Here is a 21,820-nt window from a genome sequence, read left to right on the forward strand (position 1 = left end):
TCAGACAAAGGTATCGGCAAACATGGCGCAGGCCGAGCGCAGCGACAGCTGTTCCTGCTGCAGGCAGGCGGAAAAACGGCGCAGCGCCGCATCGCGTCCCAGCTGCTCCTCGACCCAGTCCAGCTGATCGAACACGATCAGCCGTTCGCAGCCGGCCTGCGGATCGATCAGCGCGCGCAAGCCATGCGGGTCGGCGCCGCAAAAGCCGATCACCAGCACGGGCGCCTCGTCGAGGTGGGAAAAGAACAGCGCCAGTTCGAAATCGGCCAGGCTCAGGAAAGGCGCGATCAGGTGCAGCCAGAAGCTGGCCACCAGGTCGCGCAGCTGCGCGTCGTGCGGCAGCGGCAGCACCAGGCTTTTTTCCAGGCGCGGCAAGCCGCTCTGGCGCACCGGCTGCAGCAGCATGCCCAGGCCCAGCAGCAGTTCGCGCACCGTCACGGGAAACGCGGGCGATGCCAGCAGCGTCTGCAAGCCGTGCACCGTCTGCGCCTGCAAGAAGGCTGCCAGCCGCGCCGCGTGATCAGGGGCCGCCGGTTCGACTTCGACCACGTTGCCGGCCAGCGCCAGCAGGGCCGGCCCCGGTTCGGCGCTGGCCACGATGCCTTGCGACAGCTGCTCCACCCGCTGCCACAGCGGCGCCAGCGCCAGCGGGCTGCAAGCGACAAAGGTCTCCGCGTCATCGACTTCCAGCGCGCCCATGGCCATGAAGGGAAAGCGCCGCAACGACTGGTCATTGCTCGCTTCCAGGCGCCCGGCGATGGCGCGCCGGCTGCGCGTGCCGACGAAGGCAAAGCGCAGCGGCGGCAAGGCGTCGTAATTGAGCTTCCAACGCGGTTCCACCGTCAGGGCAGTCATGACCTGCGCCAGCCAGTCGTCGAGCAGCTGCACCAGCGCGTGATTGTCGCAAGCCTTGATGAAGTCGCCCCGCGCGGGAATCTTGCCAAAGTAGCCGAGGCGCACCTGCTGCGCCGCGCGCATCATGGCGAGACTCCGGGCATGACTGCGGCGGCGATGGCCTGCGCGGGAGGCGCGGGGGACGCGGCAGAAGCACCGGGCGCGCCGACGATCGTCTCGGGCAGCTGCATGCCGCGAAAGCCCTGTTCCTGCACCGCCGTGGCGGATCCCGCGCCCGTCGTCTCGGCGCTGCTGGTGATTTTCAGGTCGACCGCCACGGCCACCTCGCCGCGCGCCCAGCGCAGTTCGAACACGCCGCCCTCCTTGCGCTTCTTGGCCGCCGCGTCGATCATGCGCTTCAAGCCGAATTGCCCCGGCTCGTTGAACAGTTCCACCGTGCGCCCGTCGAAGGTGACGGCCGTGATGCGCGCGCCCTGCTGGCCCGCCGCGCCTTGCGGGCCCGGATGGACCATGTTCGTCCACTGCGCCGGGGTGTTGCGGTAACGCAGCTGCTGGCCGTCGATCTCCACCGTGTATTCCAGGGTGCCAGGCGCGGGCGACGGCTGGATCTGGAAGACGGTTTGCGCCGCCGTCGACGTGGCCGCCACGCCGCCCGCGCCCAGCGGCGCGATCCAGCCGGGGAAACGCGCCACCACCTGCGGCGACAGGCTGATGCCCATGTCGGCCCAGGTGCGCGGCGCCAGCACGTCGCCGCGCCGCACCACCAGCGGGCCCATGGACGTGGTGACGAATTTCGCCACCAGGCCTTCCGGGCCGAAGAACTGGCCGATCTCGAGGTTGCTCGCCTCGATGCGCGCCGTGGGCGCGAATGGATATTTGTTGGCCAGCGATTTCTGGAACGGTTCATACACCTGCGCCGCCCAGGTCTTGTTGATATCGAGTTCGGCCGGTGCGACGATGACGGCAAAGGTCTGCATCAGCGGGCGCACGAGGATGGGACGGATCGCCTGCTTTTGCGCGTCGCTCATCCCCGTGAGCACCTGCTCGTCGACCAGTTTCAGGGCGTCGGCCAGTTCGGAACCGCTGCCCTCCAGGGTCTGCTGCATGAACTGGCGCGCGCCCGGCCCCGCGTCGCCCTGGTTCTTCAGCTGGTTCAAACGGCTGCGCAGTTTCGACAGCGCTTCCAGGTAGGCGCGCATCAGGGATGCATTGTCGTCCCTGGCCGCCACCAGCTTGCCCACGCCGGCAAATTCGCGCCCGACAGGCCCCATGGGCTTGTCCAGGCGGGCAGGGTCGAGCTGCGCATGGAGAGCGGCGGGACTGGCCGTCAGCGGCGACGGCGCGCGGCGCAGCACGGTTTCCTTGAACCAGGCGACGATGCCCCGCTCGGCCTGGCGCAACTGGGCATTCTGCAGCGCCGGGTTGTCCCACGATGTTTCCTGATAGATGGTCGTCAGCAGCCTGGCGATCGGCGACGACTGCGGGTCGCCCAGGCGGTTCATCGCCTGCACGGCGCCGTCGAAGCCTTTCAGGTCGGCGACGGCCACGCCCTGCACGAATTTTTGCCACTCGCGCGCGTAGTCGGCCTTGTACATGGCCACCAGGTTTTTCTCGATCTGTTCCGGACTGCCTTCCAGGGTCAGGTCGTCGGTGGAAGCGCTTTTCAGCACCCAGTCGGCGCTTTGCAGCTCGCGGTTGGCGGCATCGCGAAACGCGCCCTCGACGAACTTTTCCCAGGCCTGGCGCGTAAAGGCGCCGGAGACGGCGTAACTGCCCGCCAGCAGCGCCTGATCCTGTTCGCCGACGATGCGCGCCACCGTCATGCCGGGAAAGCGCGTCGAGGCGCGCGCCTTGACATCGGCATACACGCGCTCGCGCGCCGGCATGCCGCGCACCACGCGGCGCAGGTTTTCGCGCGCCTGGTCGACCAGCGCCAGCTTCTGCTCGATGCGCGGCCAGGACGGATCGCCGATCTGCGCCAGGTAAAACGTCAGCAGCCGCTCGGCGCTGCGTATCATCTGCTCGCGCGGCATGGCGCCCCGGTTGCCCTCCAGCCAGGCACGCCAGAAACGCGTCAGCTGGTCATTCAGGTGACTGCTTTCCGCATGCGTCTTATCGGCCAGCATCAGATAGGTTTTCAGCGCGTTATAGGCATCTTCCACATTCATCGCGCTGGCCGCCTGGTACTGGACGCTGCGCGGTGCCGCGGACGCTGCTGGCGCGGCGGCCGGCGTCTGCGGCGTGCGCGCCGTGGGCTGCAGCTGGTCCGCGCTGGCGTTCATTTCAAACAGCAAGGCTTCCAGCGCGCCCGCCACGGGGCCGAGCATGACCTGGCGCGCACCGGCAAAATATTCCTCGCGCAGCTTGCGTTCAAGCAGCTCGCCCTGGTACAGGCCCAGGCGCAGGGACCACGGCCGTTGCGTGCGGTACGCTTCCAGCTGCTCGATGCGGTCCTGCAAGATCTCGAGCGCTTCCAGGCGCGACTGCAAGTCCAGGCGCCGCTCCTGCAGCTTCACCACTTTGGTTAAATCGGCCTCGACGTTGGCCACCAGTTGCCGGTTGCCCAGGTAGGACCAGCTCCAGCCGCCCAGGCAGGCGCCCAGCGACACCGTGGCGGCAAAGAACACGGCATATTTGAAGCGCAGCTTGGCGCGGTTGGCATAGTTGGCCACCAGGTGCTTGTCGGCAAAAATCACCTTGCGGAACAGCTCCAGCAGGAAATAGCCATGCTGGCGCGCACCGGACGGCGCCGCGGCCGGGGCCGGCGCGAAGGCCAGGTCGAAGCGGCGCGCCACCTGCTGCGAGGAGGCACTGACGGGCTCGCCTTCCTGCAGCGCGCTGGTAAAGTAAAAGCCGCGGAACACGGGCTGGAACTGGAACGGGTTTTCCTCGAACAGGGTGGCGATGAAGGCGCGCAAGGCCGGCTTGATGGCGGCAAATTCCAGCGGAAAGGTAAAGACGCCGGGCGCCATCGTCTTGCGTTGCCGGTGCGCCATATTGGCCAGGCTCAGTTCCGTCAAGCCATCGTGCAATTCATCGAAACCCTGGTCGAAAAACGCCAGCAAATCCGCCGTGGGCAACTTGCGCTGGTACGGCATGGTGGCGCCCCATACACGCTCTCGCTCGCTACGCTCGGCATCCGCGAAAAACTCCGTGAAGCCGGCGATCAGGTCCGCCTTGGTAAACACGATGTACAGGGGCGCGAACACTTCCAGGCGTTCGATGACGTCCTGCACCCGCTTGCGCAGGCTGCGCGCCAGTTGCATGCCGACATCAGGGTCGCCTTTCAATTCGGCGATGCTGACGGCGATGAGGATGCCGTTGATGGGCGCCTTGCGCCGGTATTTTTTCAGCAGGTCGAGAAAGCCGAACCACTCGCCGCGATGCTCGTCGACGACGGAATAGCGTCCCGCCGTGTCGAGCACGATGCCGTCCGTGGTGAAAAACCAGTCGCAGTTGCGCGTGCCGCCCACGCCTTGCACGATCTTGCCGTCGGCAAAGGGAAACTGCAAGCCCGAATGCAGGATGGCGCTGCTCTTGCCGGCGGCCGGATTGCCGATGATCATGTACCACGGCAGTTCGTACAAGGCGGCGGCGCCCGATTTGATGCCCAGCTTGGACGTCTTGATGGTCTCGATGGCGGCCAGCATGCCCGTGCGCACGGCGTCGAGTTCCCCCCGCTGCGTACTGCCGGCCGTGGATGCCGAAGCGGCTTGCGCGGCGGCGATCTCGGCTTCGTTGAGGATGGCCTGCCCCAGCGCCTGCGCATCGCGCCGCGCGCGGCGCCGGCGCCACAGCCACAGGCCCAGCCACGTGACCAAGGCCAGCAGCAGCAAGGCCAGGGCCCAGACCAGCGCCACTTCCAGCACCTCGGCGCCCAGGTACAGGAACACGGCCAGCGCCATGAAGCCGAGGATGGTCAGATTGCGGCTGTCGGTGAGGAAATGCCAGATTCGTCGCAGCATGATGAGCCCAGGGTGAGGTCGCAAAGCAGGAGTAACGCCGCCGCGCAGCGAGGCGGATTCGGCCCATGCTGACAGCAATGCGGCGCGCCTTTGTTGACATATGACAAGTACCAGGTGCCAGCGTGCGGCAGGCGCTGGCCTGCCATTGACGCCGCGCAAGCAAGCTTGCAGCGGTGAAAATCAGGCCCAAACCCGGCGCTAGAATGACTGGCGCGGCTTACTTGCCCAGCACGCGCGGTTGCGGCAATTCCGTGTGGCCAAAATCCATCATGGTCCAACGCCCGCCCCAGCGCAGGCCCACCGATTCGGCCGTCACGCCATATAAACGGTAGCCGCGCATGGCCCAGGCATTTTTTTCAGAAATGATGAGCTTTCCTTCATGCATGAATGCGCAATCGGCCGCCAGGCCATACTGGTGATAGCTTTGAAACGCCCTCGCGTTCGTCACGTTCGGGCCGGCCGCCGCCAATTGGTCCTGGCGCGCAGGGCTGCGATAGCCTTCCAGCAAGACCATGTCGTAGCCATGCACGTCTTTCATGATCTTGAAGACCAGCAGCAGGCGCTGCGCGAAATCGTGGTCGAGCAATTGCCAGTTGCGGCTGGCGCCGCCCAGCAGCGGGCGCAGCTGCGTTACTTCCGCCGTGGAAAACAGCAGCGGCGGCAAGGCCGGCGGCGGCACCAGCTGCTCGCCCTTCAACAAGTCGCTGACCTGGTCATTGATCGCGTGTTGCTGGTCGGCATAGCCGCGCAAGGCGATGCGGTCGCTGGACAGCCAGGCCAGCAGCGGCGGCACGATGACCAGCACGCTGCCCGCCAGACTCAGCCAGCGATGCAGCCACAGCAGCTGCCAGGCACGCGCCATGCCCGAGACCGTGTGCCGCTGCACGCGTTGCCACTGCGCGCCGCTGCCGCCCTTCAGGTGCTGCGCGCGCCGCTGCATGCGCCAGCCCAGGTTGACGAGCGTGTGCAGCACGATGGCGCGGCCGCCGGGAAACAGCAGCAGCCAGCAGGCAAGACAGGCGAGCAGGAAATACATCAAGACCAGGGCGACGAACATGGGCGCTCCGTGACGGGAATAACGGGGGCCGGGCAGCATGCTCGGCGGCATCGCTAGATCGTAGGCGTCCGCGGCCCGCATGAGCGCGGTTTACATCAAGGTCAGTCGAGTTTGTTCCACTGCGGAGGTGATATTTTGTCTTTACTGAAAAACGGGGATGGCCAGGCCCGCAGCCCTGACCTGTTGAGCAAGACCGGCGCGGCTGGCGCGCGCATCGAAGGCAAGGGCATCCTGTCGCAGCTCGAACACGGCATCGCCGCGCCTGTGGCCAGACCTGCACTGCGCTGGCGCCCCGGCTGGCGGCACTGGGCCGCTGGCGCGCTGTGTCTGGCGCTGCTGATCACGGTCGTGCTCGCGTATGACACGGACGTCCTGCCCCTGCCGCCGGCGCACGTCACGGCCGTGATTGAGGCTCCGCCCGCAATGCCGGCGCCAACGGTGCCGCCGCACGCGGCGCAGGCGGCCACCATCGTCAATACGGCGGGACCGCCCTTGCCTGCGATGGCCGCCACGACAGCAAGCGCACCGCACAAGACGCTACCGCCCGTGCGCCAGGCCGCCGCGCGCCCTCAGGGGCCGAGGCCGGTTGCCGCTCCCGGCGACAGCGACGTGACCTTGCTGACGGCGATGGTGGCCCATGCGCACCGGCAAGAAAGCACGGCGGCGCCCGTGCGCGACGTGGTGCTGCGCCAGCGGGAAGGGGAACAGGAAACGGCGGAACTGTTGCGGCGCTGTCAGCAGCTGGGCCTGATCGAAGGCATGCTGTGCCGCTCGCGCATCTGCTCGGGCCGCTGGGACAGCGATCCCGCCTGCCATTGATGGGGGTTGCCGGCGGTTGACGAACCTCAGGCGCGTTCGGACACTTCGATCAGGTTGCGGTCCGGGTCGCGCAGATACACGGAGCGGATGGGCCAATTGGCGCCCGTGCGGGCCACCGGTCCCTCCTCGATGGCAATCCCCAGCGCCGCCAGGTGGGCGATGAACGCGTCCAGTGGCACGGCGGCGATGAAGCACAGGTCCAGCGAGCCGGGCGTGGGTAAGTCCGCCTTGGGCAGGAATTCCTTGCCAGCCTCATGCAGATTGATTTTTTGCGCGCCAAACTTGAAGGCATGGCGGCCGGCGCCAAACGTTTCCAGCTGCATGCCCAGCACGCGCGTATAGAAATCGATGCAGGCGGGCTTGTCGCGGGTGGTCAATACCAGGTGATCCAGGTGGTCTATCATACAGTTCTCGGGTGAGTGGCCGCGTCCATGCGGCCTTGCAAAAAACCTTCCATCAGCGCCAGCAGTGCCTGCGGCTGCTCCTGGTGCGGCGTATGGCCGCACTGCTCGACAATGGCGGGCACGGCGTTGAGCGCCTGCGCCACGATCGTGTCGACCTGGGCCGCGCTGCCGTACTGGTCCTCGCTGCCCTGCACCACCAGCGCCGGACATTCGACGGAGGGCAGCAGGTATTCGATGTTCCAGAACTGGAAACCATAACTGAGCCAGGTATCCGACCAGGCCTTGAAGATGGTCTCCGTCTTGTCGCCATGGTATTTCGCCAGCGCGCGCAGCTTGCCCGCGCCAAACGCCGCATCCGCAACGCGTATGCCATCGAGCGTGATGCCCTCGACAAACACGTGCGCCGCTTCGGTGATGATGCCGCGCAAGCGCGGCGGCTGCTGCGCCGCATAGATCAGGGCAATGCTGCCGCCATCGGAGTGGCCGACGAGAAAATGGTCCTGTCCCGGCAGCAGTGCGGCGAGCACCTGCGGCAGCTCGCACAGCGCGTAGTCGTGCAAATAATGGAGTTGGCGGCGCGCCGCCAGCGGCGACGACTGCCCATAGCCATGGCGGTCATACAGCAAGCCGCGGCACCCCGTCGCCTGGCATAGCTGCGCGGGGAAATCTTTCCACATCGCACAGCAACCGAGTCCCTCGTGCAGGAATACCAGGCAAGGCTTGGCGGGGTCGCCTTCGATCAATTCGTAATAGATATCGGTTTCGGCGCTCAGGTTCAGTATCGGCATGGGCTAGGCTCGCATCGGCAGGTCGGCTGGGCCTATTGTGCCATTGTCCTGCACGGCATGCGTGGCGCCCCGTAAAAATAGCCTGCTGGAAAAGATATTCCCGCCTGCCTGCAAGGTGTTTGCGCCAGCACAAGTGAGCGCCGTTTTTCCGGCCGCGCCGCGCGCTTTTTGCCCGCGCGTTTGCCTAGAATGGCTTACTCCAACAGCATGGAGCAGACGGCTACCTTATCAGCCAGGACGTGACACTGGCCGTCACGGCAACAGATAAGGCGTCTTGCCGCACGACGACAGGCGCGGCGTCCAAACTATCGATCAGGAGTACATCATGGAAATGAAAGTAGAACACCGCACCGGCAGCAACCTGGCACTGGAAGAAACCGATGCGCCGATGGAGCAGGAAGGCAAGAGTGCAAAAGGCGCGGCAGCACAAGACTTGAACCTGAGCCCCGCCGCCTTCACCACCTATTACACGTGGACGGCCAATGGCGTGCATCCTTCGGTCAACTTCGCCAATGCCAACGTGAAGGCCAATTCGCGCGTATTGCTCAACATCAGCGAGTATGCCGCGACGCCACAGGACCGTTTCATCGGCGCCGCCCGCATGGCCGTGTACAACATCGCACCGTATAACGGCGGTTTCCGGGCCTGGGTGGATATCTCGTGGGGCAGCCCGCTGAAGGTGCGTTTCGACGTGTTTGTGGATCCCTGATCCGGGAAACACTGCGCGCGCCCCCGCCACCAGCGGGCCGGCATCGCGCACGTCGCCAAGGCACTGAAGCAATGGCCAGCGCGAACGGGAAACCGTGCGCGCATGACAAAAGGGCCACGTGTTGCCACGTGGCCCTTTGCTGCTGCTTGTTCTGGCTCCCCGACCTGGACTCGAACCAGGGACCTGCGGATTAACAGTCCGTCGCTCTACCAACTGAGCTATCAGGGAAAGGAGGCCGAATTATATACGTCAAAATTTCCCATGTCCAGTTTCAATCTGCATGGCCAGCAAAACAGGCCGCCAGCGAGCAAGCCTCGCCAGATGGCAGAGTCCGTCTGCGCTGCGCCACGCAAGATAGTAGAATAGCCAGGCCTTAGCGACACGCAAGGCGCACAACCGCATGCCGGCAGCGGGGCGTCAACCACGCCGCCACGCGGACATGCGCTTGCAAGGTTCGCCTTGCCCCTGGCTTACTGCTCTCATCCGACATGACAGAATCAAGCGCAACCCTGGTGGACCAACCCGGCAGCGGCGACAGCTCGGCGGAAATTGCCGAGCATATGGCGGCCGCCATCGTGGCGCGCCAATTGCCGCCCGGCACGCGGCTGCGCGAAGAGGCGCTGTGCCGGCTGTATGGCGTCAGCCGCACCAAGATCCGCGCCGCCCTGCTGATACTCTCGAAAGACAAACTCATACGCATGGTGCCCGACAAGGGCGCCTTCGTCAGCCAGCCAACGGAGGCGGAGGCACGCGACATCTTTGCCGCGCGGCGCATCATCGAGGCGGCCCTGGCGCGCGAATTCGTCGCGCGGGCCAAAGCTGCCGACTACCGGATGCTGGAGCGGCACCTGAAAGCGGAACGCCAGGCGCTGGCACGGGACACGCCGCTGCGCTCGCAACTGCTGGGCGACTTCCACGTATTGCTGGCCGATATCGCCGGCAACGCCGTGCTGCGCGACATCGTGCGCGAACTCGTGGGCCGCAGTTCGCTCATCACCATGCTGTACCAGTCCGGCCACGACGCGGCCTGCTCTTGCGACGAACACGGCCGCTTTCTCGACGCGGCGCGCAGCGGCGACGCCGACCTGGCGGCGCGCCTGATGGTCGAGCACCTGGCGCATGTGGAAGCGGCGTTGCGCTTCGACGGCAGCGCCGGCGACCACAAGAAAGACCTGGTGGCCGCACTGCTGATGTAAGCCTCCCATCAAAAAAGGCCGCCGATGCGGATGCACGGGCGGCCTTGTCATTGCTGCGGCAACTGCTTGCCGGCAAACTTGCTATTCGCCCAGGTAGATAAACTTGAACAGGAAGATGGCGGCGATGATGTAAGCCACCACCGATACCTGCTTGCCCTTGCCCGTCAACAGTTTCAAGACGGCATAGGTGATGAAGCCGAACGCGACGCCGCTGGCCACGGAATAGGTAAACGGCATCATCAGCGCCGTAATGGCGGCAGGAATGCTTTCCGTGCTGTCATCCCAGTCGATGAAGGTCAGTTCGCGCAGCATCAGGCAGGCCACGTACAGCAGCGCGGGCGCCGTCGCGTACGGCGGCACCGTGTGTGCCAGTGGAGCGAAGAACAGGCTGCCCAGGAACAGCAGCGCGACGGCGACGGCCGTCAAGCCCGTGCGTCCACCCGCCTGCACGCCAGCCGCGCTTTCCACGAAGGCCGTCGTGCTCGACGTACCCAGGCAGGCGCCGGCGGCAATCGCCGTGCTGTCGGCCAGCAAGGCCTTGTTCATGCGTTCCATCTTGCCGTCTTTCAACAAGCCGGCACGGTTGGCCACGCCCATCAGGGTGCCCGTCGCATCGAACAATTCCACCAGGAAAAACACCAGCACCACGTTGACGATGCCGATCGACAGCGCGCCCATGATGTCGAGCTTGAACAAGGTCGGCTCGATGGCGGGCGGCGCCGAGACGATGCCGTTGAACTGGTTGCCGCCAAAGAAGAAGCTGGCGACGGTGATGGTGAGAATGCCGATCAGGATGGCGCCCGGCACTTTCAGGCGGTCCAGCGCGACGATGATGAAGAAACCGAGGATGGCCAGGATGGGCGCCGCCTGGTGCAAGTCGCCCAGGGCGATGATGGTGGCCGGGTTCGACACCACCACGCCCGCGCTTTTCAGGGAAATGATGGCCAGGAACAGGCCGATACCGACAGTGATGGCCGTGCGCAGCGCGGGCGGGATGCTGTTGATGATCATTTCGCGCACCTTGAACAGGCTGACGAGGATGAACAGGCAGCCGGAAATGAAGACGGCGCCCAGCGCCACTTCCCAGCTCATGCCCATGCCCTTGACCACCGTGTACGAGAAGTACGCATTCAAGCCCATGCCCGGCGCCAGCGCGATCGGGTAGTTCGCATACAGGCCCATGATCAGGGTGCCGATGGCGGCCGCCAGGCAGGTGGCGACAAAAACGGAGTCTTTCGGCATGCCCGCGTCGCCGAGGATGGACGGGTTGACGAAGATGATGTAGGCCATCGTCAGGAACGTGGTCAGGCCGGCCAGCAGCTCCGTGCGCACATTGGTCCCGTTGTCCTTCAGTTTGAAATAGCGTTCCAGGAACTGCATGATTAACCCCTTGTTTTGGTAAAACCGGGCGCCTGCGTGTGGCCAGTGCGCCTCTTTTTATGACGAAATGACTACTTTCCCGCTGCGCCGGCCGGCTTGAAGGCCCACCAGCGGCTGCCCGCGAAATTCCAGACCAGCCCGATGCCCGTCGCCAGCACCTGCGCCAGCCAGTAATACCAGCCCAGCTGGTGTACCAGCAGCCACATCAGGCCCGTATTGATGCACCAGCCGATGCCCAGCAGGGTGAAATATTTGGAAGCCGCCTCGCCGTGGCCCTTGTCGCTTTTAAACGTGAAAAAGTAATTGAGGAGGTAGTTAACGACGGAACCGAGGATATAGCCGATGCCGGACGCGGCGGCGGCGCTGACGCCGGCCCATTCCACGCCGCCCCACAGCACGCTGTATTGCACGGCCGTGCCGGAAGCGCCGACGGCGGCGAAACGTAAAAATTGGTGATGCAGGGAATGGGACATTGTCAATTTTCAAATAAGACGAAAACAATCGCCAGGATCAGGCCAGAATAAAAAATGGCTACGATTGCTCGTAACCATTTTTCAGCCTACATTTTACTGCAAGTTGCGCCCAACGTTCATATTCGCCGCCGCTGCGGCGTCGCTTCTACCCTTATCCCTTGCGCTGGCGGCGCCGGCGCAGCCAAACGAACAGCGCGATCAGCAGCAAGATTCCCACGATGCCGCCCGGTAGCATGAAGGGCTGTGCACGCGCCAGCACGGGCTTCTCGCCGCCGCTGCGCGCCTGCGCCACATACGCGGGCGTGACGGACACATCCGGGTTACCGTACTGTTTCAATACGTAATTGGCGATAGCGGCGATCTGCTCATCCGTCAATGGCTGCACGTAGGAGCGCTGGTCGAAACGGGGCATGAACGCTTCGTGTTCTTCCCCTTCGATCTTGCGCTCGACGCCAAACAGCATGGCCGAGACCAGATTGGCCGGCGTATTGCCGCCCGTCGCCGTGTTGTGGAACAGGGCGGGATACGCCTGGCCCGTGCTGCCGGCGCCGCTGGCCGAATGGCAGCTGGCGCAGTAGCCGGAAAACAGCACGGCGCCACTGTTGAGCGAATGGTGCTCGGTGGAACCGGCCATGCCGCGCAGCAGCGGCTCTTCGCTGGCGGCGCTGCCATGGCTGAAGGCAGCTTTCGTCTGGCCCGGCGCGCGCACGGGCGGCACCGTGCGCAGCCAGGCCACGATGGCGGCCACGTCGTCGTCGCGCAAAAACTGCAGGCTGTTCTGGATGGCTTCGGCCATGCCGCCCGCCGCCTGCCCCTTGCCTTCCACGTGGCCCGTCTTCAGGTAAGCCGTGAGTTCCGCATCCGTCCACGCGCCGATGCCGCTGACCTTGTCGGACGTGATGTTCGGCGCATGCCAGGAACCAAGCGACGCGCCGGCCAGGGTCTGGCTGCCGATTTCCGCCATCAGCGCGTTGCGCGGCGTGTGGCAGGCGCTGCAGTGCGCCAGGCCTTCGGCCAGGTAGGCGCCGCGGTTGATCTGCGCGCTCTTCGCCGCGTCCGGCACGAAGCGTTTATTGTCAAGAAACAAGGTATTCCAGCCCAGCATGGACAGGCGCACATTGAACGGGAATGGCAGGGCCGTCTGGCGCGCTGGCTCGTCGACGGGCTTGACGGCCTGCATGAAGTAATAATACAGGTCGCCCACGTCCGCATCCGTCAGCTGCGCATAGCTGGTGTAGGGCATGGCCGGATACAGATGGCTGCCGTCGGCGCGCACGCCTTCGCGCAGCGCGCGCGCAAAGTCGGCTTCCGTGTAGTGGCCGATGCCGCCTTGTTTCGACGGCGTGATGTTCGTCGCGTAGATCGTGCCCAGCGGCGAATCGATGGCGTAGCCACCCGCATACGGCTTGCCGCCCGCTGCCGTATGGCAAGCCATGCAATCGGCCGCGATGGCCAGGTAACGGCCCCGCTCCAGGCGCGCATCGGGACTGGCGGCGGCAGGCGCGGCCGGGCGGTCCGGCGTCAGCGTGACAGGCGGCGCCGGTGGCACAGCGTGGGCGGCCAGCGGCAAGCCGGCCGCCAGCGCCAGGCTCAGTAATAAACGGCGCATCATGCTGCCTCCCTTGCCAGGGTGCGGGCGATGTCGTCGGCCGCGCGCAAGCCGAGCGCGGCCATGCTGAGGGTGGTGTTGACCACGCTGGCCGACGGCATGGCGCCGCCGCCCGGCAACCACAAATTGGCATGGTCGTGCGCGCGGCAATTGCCGTCGACCACGGAGTCAAGACGGTTGCTGCCCATGATGACGCCGCCCATGATGTGGTTGTTCGCGTTCAGGCTCTCGGTGATATGGAATTCCACGGCGCCGAACAGCTTGCCGATGTGCTCGAGCTGCGCATGCGCGGCCTTCGCGCCATTGCGCACGTAATCGCCCACGTCATAGTAAATGTCGGGACAGGCCAGGCCCAGCGGGTCCTTGCGCGTCTTGCTCAAGGTCAAACGGTTATGCGCTTCGGGCAGCGGTTCCAGGCTGATCGACAAGTCCACGCCAAACGCGGCGCGGCGGCGGATTTCATCGTCGAGGTCCTTGCCCACCAGGCCCAGCTTCAACGACTGCTGCGTAGCGGGTCCGACGCGGGTGATATTGTTCAGGATCATCTTGTTGGCCGAATACTGCGCGCGGAAGGCACCATCGCGCGGGCCCACCAGGCAGCTGCTCTGCGCAGGACCACGGCCCGTCCAGATCGGTTCATTGGCGAGGAAAGTACAGTGGAAACCCGAGTGGTCCATCATGTTGCGGCCGACTTGATCGGAACTGTTGGCGATGCCGTTCGGATTGTTCTGGTTGGCCGCCAGCAGCAGTAAACGCGGTGTTTCAATGCCATTGCAGGCAATCACGAAAGCCTTGCCCGTCGCCATATGCGACTGTTTCTTCGCGTCATACCAGTGCACGGCCGTCACGCGGTTGTTCTGATCCGTGTCGATGCGGTAGACGACGGCCTCGGCCAGCACGCCCGCGCCCTTCAGCTCGGCCCGCTCCACGTGGTGGATGCCGTTGTACATGGCGCCGATGGGGCAGATCGGCTGGCAATTATTATTGCCGCAGCACGTCGGGCGGCCCTGCCATGGGCGCGTCGAGCGGCCTTGCGGGATCGGCACGGAGCGGTAGCCGTGCGGGTTGACCACTTCGGCGAAGCGCTTGTCGCCATAGCCCCAGGGCACCATGTCCATCGGGTACGGCGCGCTGCGTTCGCTGGGCGATTGCAGGGCGGGATCGTTGGGGCCGGCCACGCCCATTTCCTGTTCCGCGCGGCAATAGTACGGTTCCAGCTCATCGTAGGAAATGGCCCAGTCGCGCCCCACCCCGTAATCGCTTTTCATGCGCATGTCGGACGGCAAGTGGCGCCAGCACGACGCGGCCCAGTGCCAGGTGGTGCCGCCCACCGTGCGCAGATAGCCCTGCTGGAAACTGCTGCCGCTGGGGCCGGACAATTCCACGTAGTTATTCTTCGGGAAATACAGCGGCGCGGGCGCGTTGTCCGCCTGCGGATACAGCCCCTGGAAGTCGGAACCGACGCGGTTCTCGAACGGCATGTTGCGCCAGTTTTCCACGGCCTGGCCACGCTCGATGCGCAGGCCCGCTTCCAGCATGATCACGGAATGGCCCTGCGCGGCCAGCTGGTCGGCCATCATGGCGCCGACGACGCCAGTACCGACGATGACGACATCGGCGACGACGTCGCCATTACTCTTGAATTGGGGTGATTTCATTTTGCTTGCTTGCCTTTCGGTTCGGGAGTGCCGGTGGTGGCCGGGGCCGGTACGGGTTTTGGCGCCACGGGCGCGGAGACGCGCACGGCCGGCGGCGCCTTCAGCCACCACAGGGGGCCGTAATTGCAATAGGTCGGCACGACCTGGCCATCGGCCACCGTGCGGTACATCAACGCTTCCGCATACGCGACAACGATGGACTTCGTGCCCTGCGCCGCGTTGCCGGCGACAGTGCCCGTGTACCAGGCGGCAACGATGGCCAGCGCCAGCTCGCGCAGGCCGGTGTCCGCGGCGCTGGCGGCCGCCAGCAGGGCTTTCGCTTCCTGGCCCGTGACGAGCAGCGCGCCCAGCTGCGGCAAGCGCTCGGCAAAGCCGGGCACGTTCGTGCGCATGGCTTGCTCGATGCGCGCCGCCGTGTCGGCGGACAAATCGCGGTGGCCCGTGATCGTTTGCGACAAGGTATAGAACAGCATGGTGGCGGGCGCCAGGCCGGGTGCCGGAGCGCTGGCAGGCGCCTGCATGGCGGCGGACAGGGGATTGCTCCAGAAACCTGCCTGCGCCAGCAAGGCGGCCAGGCCGATCAGGGCGTGGCGGCGGCTGATGCGGGGAAGGGATGAAACGGATGTTGCAGATGGTTCGCTGCCTGGATGGTTCATGAGACTCCCGCAAGACTTGTTGTTTTATTGACTTCGATGATTGCGCTACATTGCATTTGCGCATAGATGGAACCGGTTCCATATTATCCTACAGAAGTAAATTGTCTGCCAATGAAGTATTACGACTGAGATACTGGCTGGTGCAATTCCTGGATGGATTCAGGCGTGTCGCGCACGCTGAACGTCAGTCCCGGCTGGCCGCCCAGGCGGTAATGGAAGTCGAGCACGCTGCCGCCAGCCAGGGCCGGCTTGCCCGGCAGGGCCAGGGGCAGGTTCAGGCTGCAGTCATGGTCGCCCAGGATGATGTCGCCATGCACGCGGATGCGCGTCAGCAGGCGCGGCGCCTGCTCCAGCACGTCAGGCAGGCGGATGCTGGCGGCCGGCAAGCTGTCGCCCTGCTCGTCCTGCCTGCCCTGCCAGGCGCGCAAGGCGTCACCATCGAGGGCAAACACGCGGCCCCAGTCGGTGCACGGCGCATCCGGCGCGCGCCGGTCCAGACCCAGGTGCACGGTGACGGATGCCGGCAGCAGCGCCGCAGCAGGCGCTTGCGCGTGCAGATTGCGCAGGATGGCCACCTGCGGCTCCTTGCCCAGCGCCGTATTCATGGTTTCGCTGACGATCACGTCCGGCATGGCGCCGCCAGCAATGCGGTAGGCGGCCGCGTCGGCGCAAATGTATGCCGTGACATGGCGATCCAGGCCCAGGCTTGCAATCAGTTCGCGCGCATAGGCCAGGGTCTCGGCATGCACGTCAAGGATGACAAACTGCACCAAATCCGCATCCAGCACGGCCATCACAGGCAGGGCAAGCAAGGCGAACGGGCCGCAGCCCGCATACAGCACGCGCACGGGCCGGCCACCGCTCACCTCCAGCCGCTCGCGCACGGCCAGCGCCAGGCCCTGGATGAAGGCGGCGCTGCGGTACGGCTCGCGCGCACACAGGCCCGCCTGCACGGGCGAGATGGCCCAGCCGCTGGGAAGAAAGCTTTCGCCGTCGCGCAAACCGTCCTGCCGGTCCATGGGCAGGCGCGAATGGCGTTCGACGAGCTGGCGCAGTTGCACCGTTTCGCCGACCAGGCTTGCCAGCGAACGCTGCGGATCACACAGCGCAGCCGCGATGGCGGCCAGTTCCGCGCGTGCCGGATTCATGCAAGACTCCACTGGCAAGACGGGATAAAGACAGAATGCATGGCGGCTTCCTTGAAATGATTGCAAGTACGCGGAAAAATTGGCAGCATAGCAAATAACTGTACGCCTGTTAATTTATCTCCAGCCGCAAACACCTACCGGAGCATCGATGCACGCCTTGCCGCTTTCCGACCTCACCCTCGTCCTCGCCAGCCTGCCCACCCCCTACCAGTTGCGCGCCCAGCGCGACGGCGACGATGGCTTTGCCGCCGCGCTGTACAGTTCCACACGCGGCGACTTGCGCCAGATGCCGGCCGAGCCCGCCGTCATCGAACAGCTGATCGCCATGCAGCAGCGCATGCAAAGCCACGGCTACCGCCAGGCCTATCCGCACGCCGTGTACCTGGTGCTGCAGCACGGCGATACCCCCATCGGCCGCCTGATCCTGGACCGCCAGGATCAGGTGCTGCACCTGGTCGACATCGCCATCCTGCCCGCCGCGCAAGGCCAGGGCGCCGGCAGCGCCGTGCTGCGCGGCCTGCAGGCGCAAGCGGGCGCGGAGCAATGGCAGATCCACCTTGCGGTCAACAAAAGCAACGCCGCCGCGCGCGCCCTGTACCAGCGGCTGGGCTTTCGCGGGCGCGGGGAAAACGAGGTGCAGGAGCAATTGGAATGGAGCGCGCCATAGTGCCGGCGCAGCATATCCCCAGCAGCTGGCTGCAGCTGCCGCTGCACTTCGACGTGGCGCGCATGCAGGACGACAGCGACCAGTTCGCCGCGGACGAGTGGATCAGCCATTTCAATACGGGCGCCTACGACCAGGGCTGGAGCTGCGTGCCGCTGCGCTCGCCCGGCGGCGCAGCCGACAACATCATGCCCGTCGACGGCGCCGCCTACGCAGGCACGCCGCAACTGGCGCGCTGCCCCTGCCTGCACGAAGTGCTCGCCAGCTTCGCATGCGAGATCCGCGCCGCGCGCCTGATGGCGCTGGCGCCGGGCGCCATCATCCGCGCGCACCGCGACGCCGGTACGTCGCTGGCCGATGGCCTGATCCGCATCCACATCCCCATCCACACTTCGCCGCAGGTGCTGTTTACCATCGATGGCGAAACTGTCCACTTCACGGCTGGCCACGCCTGGTACATGGACGCCAGCTGCCTGCACGCGGTGCACAACCGGGGCACGACGCCGCGCATCCACCTCGTGCTCGACTGCGTCACCAATGCCTGGCTCGAGGCGCTGTTCGCCTCGGCGGGATTCGTGCCGAAAGCGGCCCATAAGTATGGCGACCCCGGCATCCATGATGGCAATGTGCGGGCCGTCATCGCCCAGCTGCGATTGTCGCCCTCGCCTGCCAGCCTGGCACTGGCCAGGGAATTGGCCGCCCAGGCCGACGGGAGCGCGCCGTGAGCGCCGCGCCGGGCCTGGCCCAGCAAGAACGCATGCTGGCCAGGGGCGAGACGGTAGCATGGCACGAGGGCATGGATCTGCGCGGCTGGTATCCGCTGTACGTGGAGCGCGGCGATGCGCTGGCGGACGCTGCCATGTGCTGGCGCGACCTGGGAGAAACGGCTTTCAGCGACGCCTTCTTTGTCAATACGCTGACGCGCCAGCCGCACGAGGAGCGCCGCGTCTGCCGCACGCCGCTGGCCGCGCTGGCGACGCCCGGCGATTGCCTGGCGCCCGACGCCTTCATCTTCCACGTCTCGCGCTGCGGCTCAACCCTGCTGAGCCAGCTGCTGGCGTCGTTGCCGCAATGCATAGTCATGTCCGAGCCGCCCGTTATCGACTCGCTGCTGCGTCTGCATCATGACAGCGGCGACCCGGCGGCCAGCATCACCCTGCTGCGCCAGGCCATCCTGGCACTGGGCCAGCGCCGCTCCGGCGAAGAATCACACTTCATCATCAAGTTCGACTGCTGGCACATCCACAGCGTGGACTTGCTGCGGCAAGCATTTCCCGGCACGCCCTGCCTGTTCGTCTACCGCGAACCGCTGGCCGTGCTCGCCTCGCACCAGCGCCAGCGCGGGCCGCAAATGGTGCCCGGCATGCTGCACCCGGCACAGCTGCCGCTGCCCGCGCACCAGCTGGCGCCGGGCGATATCGACGGTTATACGGGCCTGGTGCTGGCCAGCCTGCTCAACGCCGCCCTGTCCCATGCGGCCGCCGGCCAGTTGCAGTTAATTGACTACAAGCAATTGCCAGGCATCCTCTTCAGCGATTTATTGGCCCGCTTCGGCATCGCCACTACAGCGACGCAGTTGCAAGCGATGCGCGCGCGCGGCGGCGTGCATGCGAAATACGGCACCGTCTACCACGGCGATCCGCCAGTGCCAGCAGCAGACGGCCTGGCCGCCATCGCCGCGCAATTGCAACCGGGCTATCTGGCGCTGGAAGCGTTGCGGCTGCATGCCGGGCAAGCCAATGACTTCCATGAAACCCAACTCTGACAAGGAGGCATGTCGACGTACCCGCTGAAGACCATGCGATAGATAGCTGTTCAACTACGGCGCAATCCCCGCGTGCAATGCGCCGCCCTTACAAGCAACCTGAAACTGACCCTCACACCATGATAAAAAAAATGACATTGGCAGTGCTCTTGACCACCCTGATTCCCTTCTACGCATGCCAGGCGCAAACCACGGCGGAAGCGAAACCGGCTTCCGCGGAAGTCACCACCACCCTGACACCCGATATTGGCGGCATCAAGCAAGTGGTGGAAATCAGGACGGACGACGCGAACAAGCCCGTGCTGCTGTTTTTATCCGGCGGCCCGGGAAGCTCCATGATCAAGGGGGCGGATACCTTTACGAATCTCCTGAAAGGCAGATTTACGATTGTGCAATGGGACCAGCGGGATGCCGGAAAAACCTTGAAACTGAATCCCTCCCCCTCGCAGCCATCCGTGGGGCAGATGGAGCAGGACACGTATCAAGTCATCCAGTTTCTGCGCAAAGAGTTAAAGCAGGACAAAATATACTTGCTGGGCAGTTCCTGGGGCAACGTCCTGGGCTTTGATATCGTCAAGCGTCACCCGGAACTGCTGCATGCCTATTTCGCGTCGAATCCTGTCGTGAGCCAGCTGGAAAGCGAGAAGGAATTGCTGCAAGCCTTGAAAGTGCATTTCAAGGACAATGCCGTCGCCAGCCAGGAGCTGAACAGCATCAATTTTCCTTTTTCAAGTGACGAAAGCATGTTTTATTTAAGGAAATGGCTTTTTTACAAGGATGGCAAGGCATTTGCGACGAGCGAAGGTTTCAAGACGGGTTTTCTGCAATGGTCAAAAACCTGGTCGCCCGTCTGGAACGAGGTCATGAACATTGATTTGCCCAAGACCTTGAAGAGCGTTGACTGCCCCGTGTATTTCTTCGTCGGCAAAAACGATATCCAGACCTCGACCAGGATCACGCAGGCGTATTTCGAGACCTTGAAGGCGCCAAGGAAGGGCTTGTTTTTCTTCGAGCATTCCGGGCATCAGATACACCAGGATGAACCGGTGCAATTTCAAGAAGCCATCATCAAGACATTGGATGCGACTGCCAAGTTCTGATACGACGCCCCATGACATGGGGCCCTTTCCGAGGGCCGGCGCACTGGCCGGCGTACTGCCGGCCTAGTCGCCGGCAATGCTCGCCGCAGCCTTGCGGATCAGCGACGCCACCGCGCGGGCTTGCGAAATATAAATGGCATGGCTGCCGGCAACTTCGACCACCGCCGAGCGACACGGGCGTCGCACGCGGGCCCTGCAACGCAAAAAGCCCAACCGGTGAAGGCTGGGCTTTTTGCTACTGCGTGTTCTGGCTCCCCGAGCAGTCCTTACTGCGAACCGTAAAGCTCCATGTGCGACTGCCGAACCGCCTGGCGGCATCGGCGCCGATAGCGCGCCGGGTCCGCGCGGCATAATTCCCTGCACGATCTCTCTTCCCCGACATCTCCCCCTCCTTTTGTAGTGCGCGACTGGTCAAAATTGGGCAATCTCAATTCATGCGCCTTTCCCTCGTGGCCACCGCAAAAAAGATTCCAGCATAGAATTTACTTCAGTCACTTTCCCGTGCGCAAAGGATGGTTCATTCAAGACGGCGCTAGCGCTCGTGAGCTCAGGTATCCGCAGCAAACCAAAAATTGGTGCGTCCGCAAAGACGGGGCCGACTTGATGCAGTTTCAAGCGGGTACAATTGATTGTTCCCAGCAAAAGAGATTCGGCATCCAATGCAAAGACCACATTCCTACGCAATATGGGATTTGGAAAGGACGTCCAGAATCACCACATATTCGAGCGCGATAGGTAATTTAGGTATGAATGATAAAAGTATGATTTTGTCAGCGAAAGTTGTCGAAAGCCACTTAAAAATGCAGTTCAAGGATATCGGAAAGTACCTCGATTTTTTCGAAAAAAACATTGAAACGGAAAAGCAAAGGGAAGCAAAGGCGGCTAAAAAGTACGACGACGAGATGTTCCAAAACATCGCACGATACAACTCCCATGTTTCCTTCCCTGCTATCCATAGCAACGCCTTGCTTATTTTCATGCATTCCAGCTTTGAGCGTCTGTTCTGCTTGACCGCTTGCTGGCTCTCGATTAGCAAAGATCGCGGCGACAAGATCATGTCGCTTCGGGACTATATGACATCAAAAGAGTACCTAGAATGCGTTCTCGCGCACGGAAAGCCCTTTAAATCCCCTGAATGGAAGACTGTTGAGGCGCTGAGGCAAGTGCGAAACCACTTGGCACACGGTGGTAGCGAAAACATATTGGGCGTCGGAAAAAAAAGCCCTCGCTTGCGAGCCGCAAAAAAAATCAATCGTGAAGCTGGTGAAGCTTTCGACATTACAGAATCGAATGGGACGTTCGCCATCGAACCGAACGAAAGCGCCCCCCGCGTCGCCATGGCCTGTTACAGGGATTTCCTATTTCTCTTGACAAAAATCGCGAAGGACGGAGGTGCCAAGTCAGCGGGCTAGCAGAAATAATACTAGCCTATGACAAGGGGAATCCCGAAGGCCGGTAATATATAGGCAACGATCTAACGAAATCGGCTGCGCGATTGCTCGTTTGGCCGCTTGTACTATATGCCCCCGTACAGTCCTCGCTACAAACTGTGACGCTTCACGTGCGGCTGCCGA

Annotated in this window: 19 protein-coding genes and 1 tRNA gene; 8 read left to right on the forward strand and 12 right to left on the reverse strand. The window is 63.9% G+C overall.

The window, feature by feature from the left end:
• The 3 genes from tagF to CSQ91_RS12610 form a co-directional block, all read right to left on the reverse strand.
• Positions 1-981 (reverse strand): type VI secretion system-associated protein TagF, encoded by a 981-nt coding sequence (gene tagF / locus CSQ91_RS12600; RefSeq protein WP_099388415.1) that lies wholly within the window; start codon positions 979-981, stop codon positions 1-3.
• Positions 978-4,820, reverse strand: a complete 3,843-nt coding sequence (gene tssM / locus CSQ91_RS12605; protein WP_099388416.1) for a type VI secretion system membrane subunit TssM — start codon at positions 4,818-4,820, stop codon at positions 978-980. The genes tagF and tssM overlap by 4 nt, the downstream gene beginning before the upstream one ends.
• Positions 4,821-5,037: 217 nt before the next feature.
• Positions 5,038-5,877: a M15 family metallopeptidase gene (locus tag CSQ91_RS12610; RefSeq protein WP_099388417.1), complete on the reverse strand. Its 840-nt coding sequence runs from the start codon at positions 5,875-5,877 to the stop codon at positions 5,038-5,040.
• 135 nt (positions 5,878-6,012) lie between these two features.
• On the opposite strand from CSQ91_RS12610, the gene CSQ91_RS12615 reads away from it, so the two are divergent.
• Entirely contained in the window at positions 6,013-6,696 is a 684-nt protein-coding gene (locus CSQ91_RS12615) for a hypothetical protein (protein ID WP_143451019.1), read from the forward strand.
• A 26-nt stretch (positions 6,697-6,722) separates the two neighbouring features.
• On the opposite strand, the gene CSQ91_RS12620 is transcribed toward CSQ91_RS12615, so the two are convergent.
• Both CSQ91_RS12620 and CSQ91_RS12625 read right to left on the reverse strand, forming a co-directional pair.
• Complete coding sequence (locus CSQ91_RS12620) at positions 6,723-7,100, reverse strand: VOC family protein (RefSeq protein WP_092606235.1); 378 nt, start codon at positions 7,098-7,100, stop codon at positions 6,723-6,725.
• Positions 7,097-7,888 carry an alpha/beta fold hydrolase gene (locus CSQ91_RS12625; RefSeq protein WP_070255744.1) on the reverse strand — a complete coding sequence of 264 codons (792 nt, stop codon included), beginning with the start codon at positions 7,886-7,888 and terminating at the stop codon, positions 7,097-7,099. Before CSQ91_RS12625 ends, CSQ91_RS12620 begins: the two co-directional genes overlap by 4 nt.
• Before the next feature lie 325 nt (positions 7,889-8,213).
• Here CSQ91_RS12625 and CSQ91_RS12630 point away from each other — a divergent pair, with 325 nt between their 5' ends.
• Positions 8,214-8,597, forward strand: coding sequence for a hypothetical protein (locus tag CSQ91_RS12630; RefSeq protein WP_225317379.1), 384 nt, complete (start codon positions 8,214-8,216; stop codon positions 8,595-8,597).
• A gap of 152 nt (positions 8,598-8,749) precedes the next feature.
• Here CSQ91_RS12630 and CSQ91_RS12635 read toward each other — a convergent pair.
• Positions 8,750-8,825, reverse strand: a tRNA-Asn gene (locus tag CSQ91_RS12635).
• Positions 8,826-9,085: 260 nt separating this feature from the next.
• Between CSQ91_RS12635 and CSQ91_RS12640 the strand changes: the two genes are divergently transcribed.
• Positions 9,086-9,793, forward strand: a complete 708-nt coding sequence (locus CSQ91_RS12640) for a GntR family transcriptional regulator (RefSeq protein ID WP_052140687.1) — start codon at positions 9,086-9,088, stop codon at positions 9,791-9,793.
• Positions 9,794-9,874: 81 nt separating this feature from the next.
• Here CSQ91_RS12640 and CSQ91_RS12645 read toward each other — a convergent pair whose 3' ends face one another.
• The 6 genes from CSQ91_RS12645 to CSQ91_RS12670 all read right to left on the reverse strand — a co-directional run bounded on the left by CSQ91_RS12645 (position 9,875) and on the right by CSQ91_RS12670 (position 16,717).
• Positions 9,875-11,173 carry an NCS2 family permease gene (locus CSQ91_RS12645; protein ID WP_070282116.1) on the reverse strand — a complete coding sequence of 433 codons (1,299 nt, stop codon included), beginning with the start codon at positions 11,171-11,173 and terminating at the stop codon, positions 9,875-9,877.
• A 71-nt stretch (positions 11,174-11,244) separates the two neighbouring features.
• Positions 11,245-11,646 carry a GtrA family protein gene (locus tag CSQ91_RS12650; RefSeq protein ID WP_099388419.1) on the reverse strand — a complete coding sequence of 134 codons (402 nt, stop codon included), beginning with the start codon at positions 11,644-11,646 and terminating at the stop codon, positions 11,245-11,247.
• A gap of 151 nt (positions 11,647-11,797) precedes the next feature.
• Positions 11,798-13,258, reverse strand: coding sequence for a c-type cytochrome (locus tag CSQ91_RS12655; RefSeq protein ID WP_257217303.1), 1,461 nt, complete (start codon positions 13,256-13,258; stop codon positions 11,798-11,800).
• Entirely contained in the window at positions 13,255-14,913 is a 1,659-nt protein-coding gene (locus CSQ91_RS12660; protein WP_099388420.1) for a GMC family oxidoreductase, read from the reverse strand. Before CSQ91_RS12660 ends, CSQ91_RS12655 begins: the two co-directional genes overlap by 4 nt.
• Positions 14,910-15,569 (reverse strand): sugar dehydrogenase complex small subunit, encoded by a 660-nt coding sequence (locus CSQ91_RS12665; RefSeq protein WP_099388421.1) that lies wholly within the window; start codon positions 15,567-15,569, stop codon positions 14,910-14,912. Before CSQ91_RS12665 ends, CSQ91_RS12660 begins: the two co-directional genes overlap by 4 nt.
• Positions 15,570-15,688: 119 nt before the next feature.
• Positions 15,689-16,717 carry a hypothetical protein gene (locus CSQ91_RS12670; RefSeq protein WP_099388422.1) on the reverse strand — a complete coding sequence of 343 codons (1,029 nt, stop codon included), beginning with the start codon at positions 16,715-16,717 and terminating at the stop codon, positions 15,689-15,691.
• Positions 16,718-16,865: 148 nt separating this feature from the next.
• Here CSQ91_RS12670 and CSQ91_RS12675 point away from each other — a divergent pair, with 148 nt between their 5' ends.
• The 5 genes from CSQ91_RS12675 (at position 16,866) to CSQ91_RS12695 (ending at position 21,658) form a co-directional block, all read left to right on the forward strand.
• Entirely contained in the window at positions 16,866-17,384 is a 519-nt protein-coding gene (locus tag CSQ91_RS12675) for a GNAT family N-acetyltransferase (protein ID WP_099388423.1), read from the forward strand.
• Positions 17,369-18,106 carry an aspartyl/asparaginyl beta-hydroxylase domain-containing protein gene (locus CSQ91_RS12680; RefSeq protein WP_099388424.1) on the forward strand — a complete coding sequence of 246 codons (738 nt, stop codon included), beginning with the start codon at positions 17,369-17,371 and terminating at the stop codon, positions 18,104-18,106. The genes CSQ91_RS12675 and CSQ91_RS12680 overlap by 16 nt, the downstream gene beginning before the upstream one ends.
• A complete protein-coding gene (locus CSQ91_RS12685) occupies positions 18,103-19,146 on the forward strand; it encodes a sulfotransferase (protein ID WP_099388425.1) in 1,044 nt (347 codons plus the stop codon). Before CSQ91_RS12680 ends, CSQ91_RS12685 begins: the two co-directional genes overlap by 4 nt.
• 77 nt (positions 19,147-19,223) lie before the next feature.
• The gene (locus CSQ91_RS12690; RefSeq protein WP_257217304.1) at positions 19,224-20,246 is read left to right on the forward strand and encodes an alpha/beta fold hydrolase; all 1,023 of its coding nucleotides are present in this window, start codon (positions 19,224-19,226) and stop codon (positions 20,244-20,246) included.
• Positions 20,247-20,992: 746 nt separating this feature from the next.
• Positions 20,993-21,658: a hypothetical protein gene (locus CSQ91_RS12695; protein ID WP_143451020.1), complete on the forward strand. Its 666-nt coding sequence runs from the start codon at positions 20,993-20,995 to the stop codon at positions 21,656-21,658.
• Positions 21,659-21,820: the final 162 nt, after the last annotated feature.

The sequence above is a fragment of the Janthinobacterium sp. BJB301 genome, assembly GCF_002735685.1.
Classification (GTDB): Bacteria; Pseudomonadota; Gammaproteobacteria; order Burkholderiales; family Burkholderiaceae_D; genus Janthinobacterium; species Janthinobacterium lividum.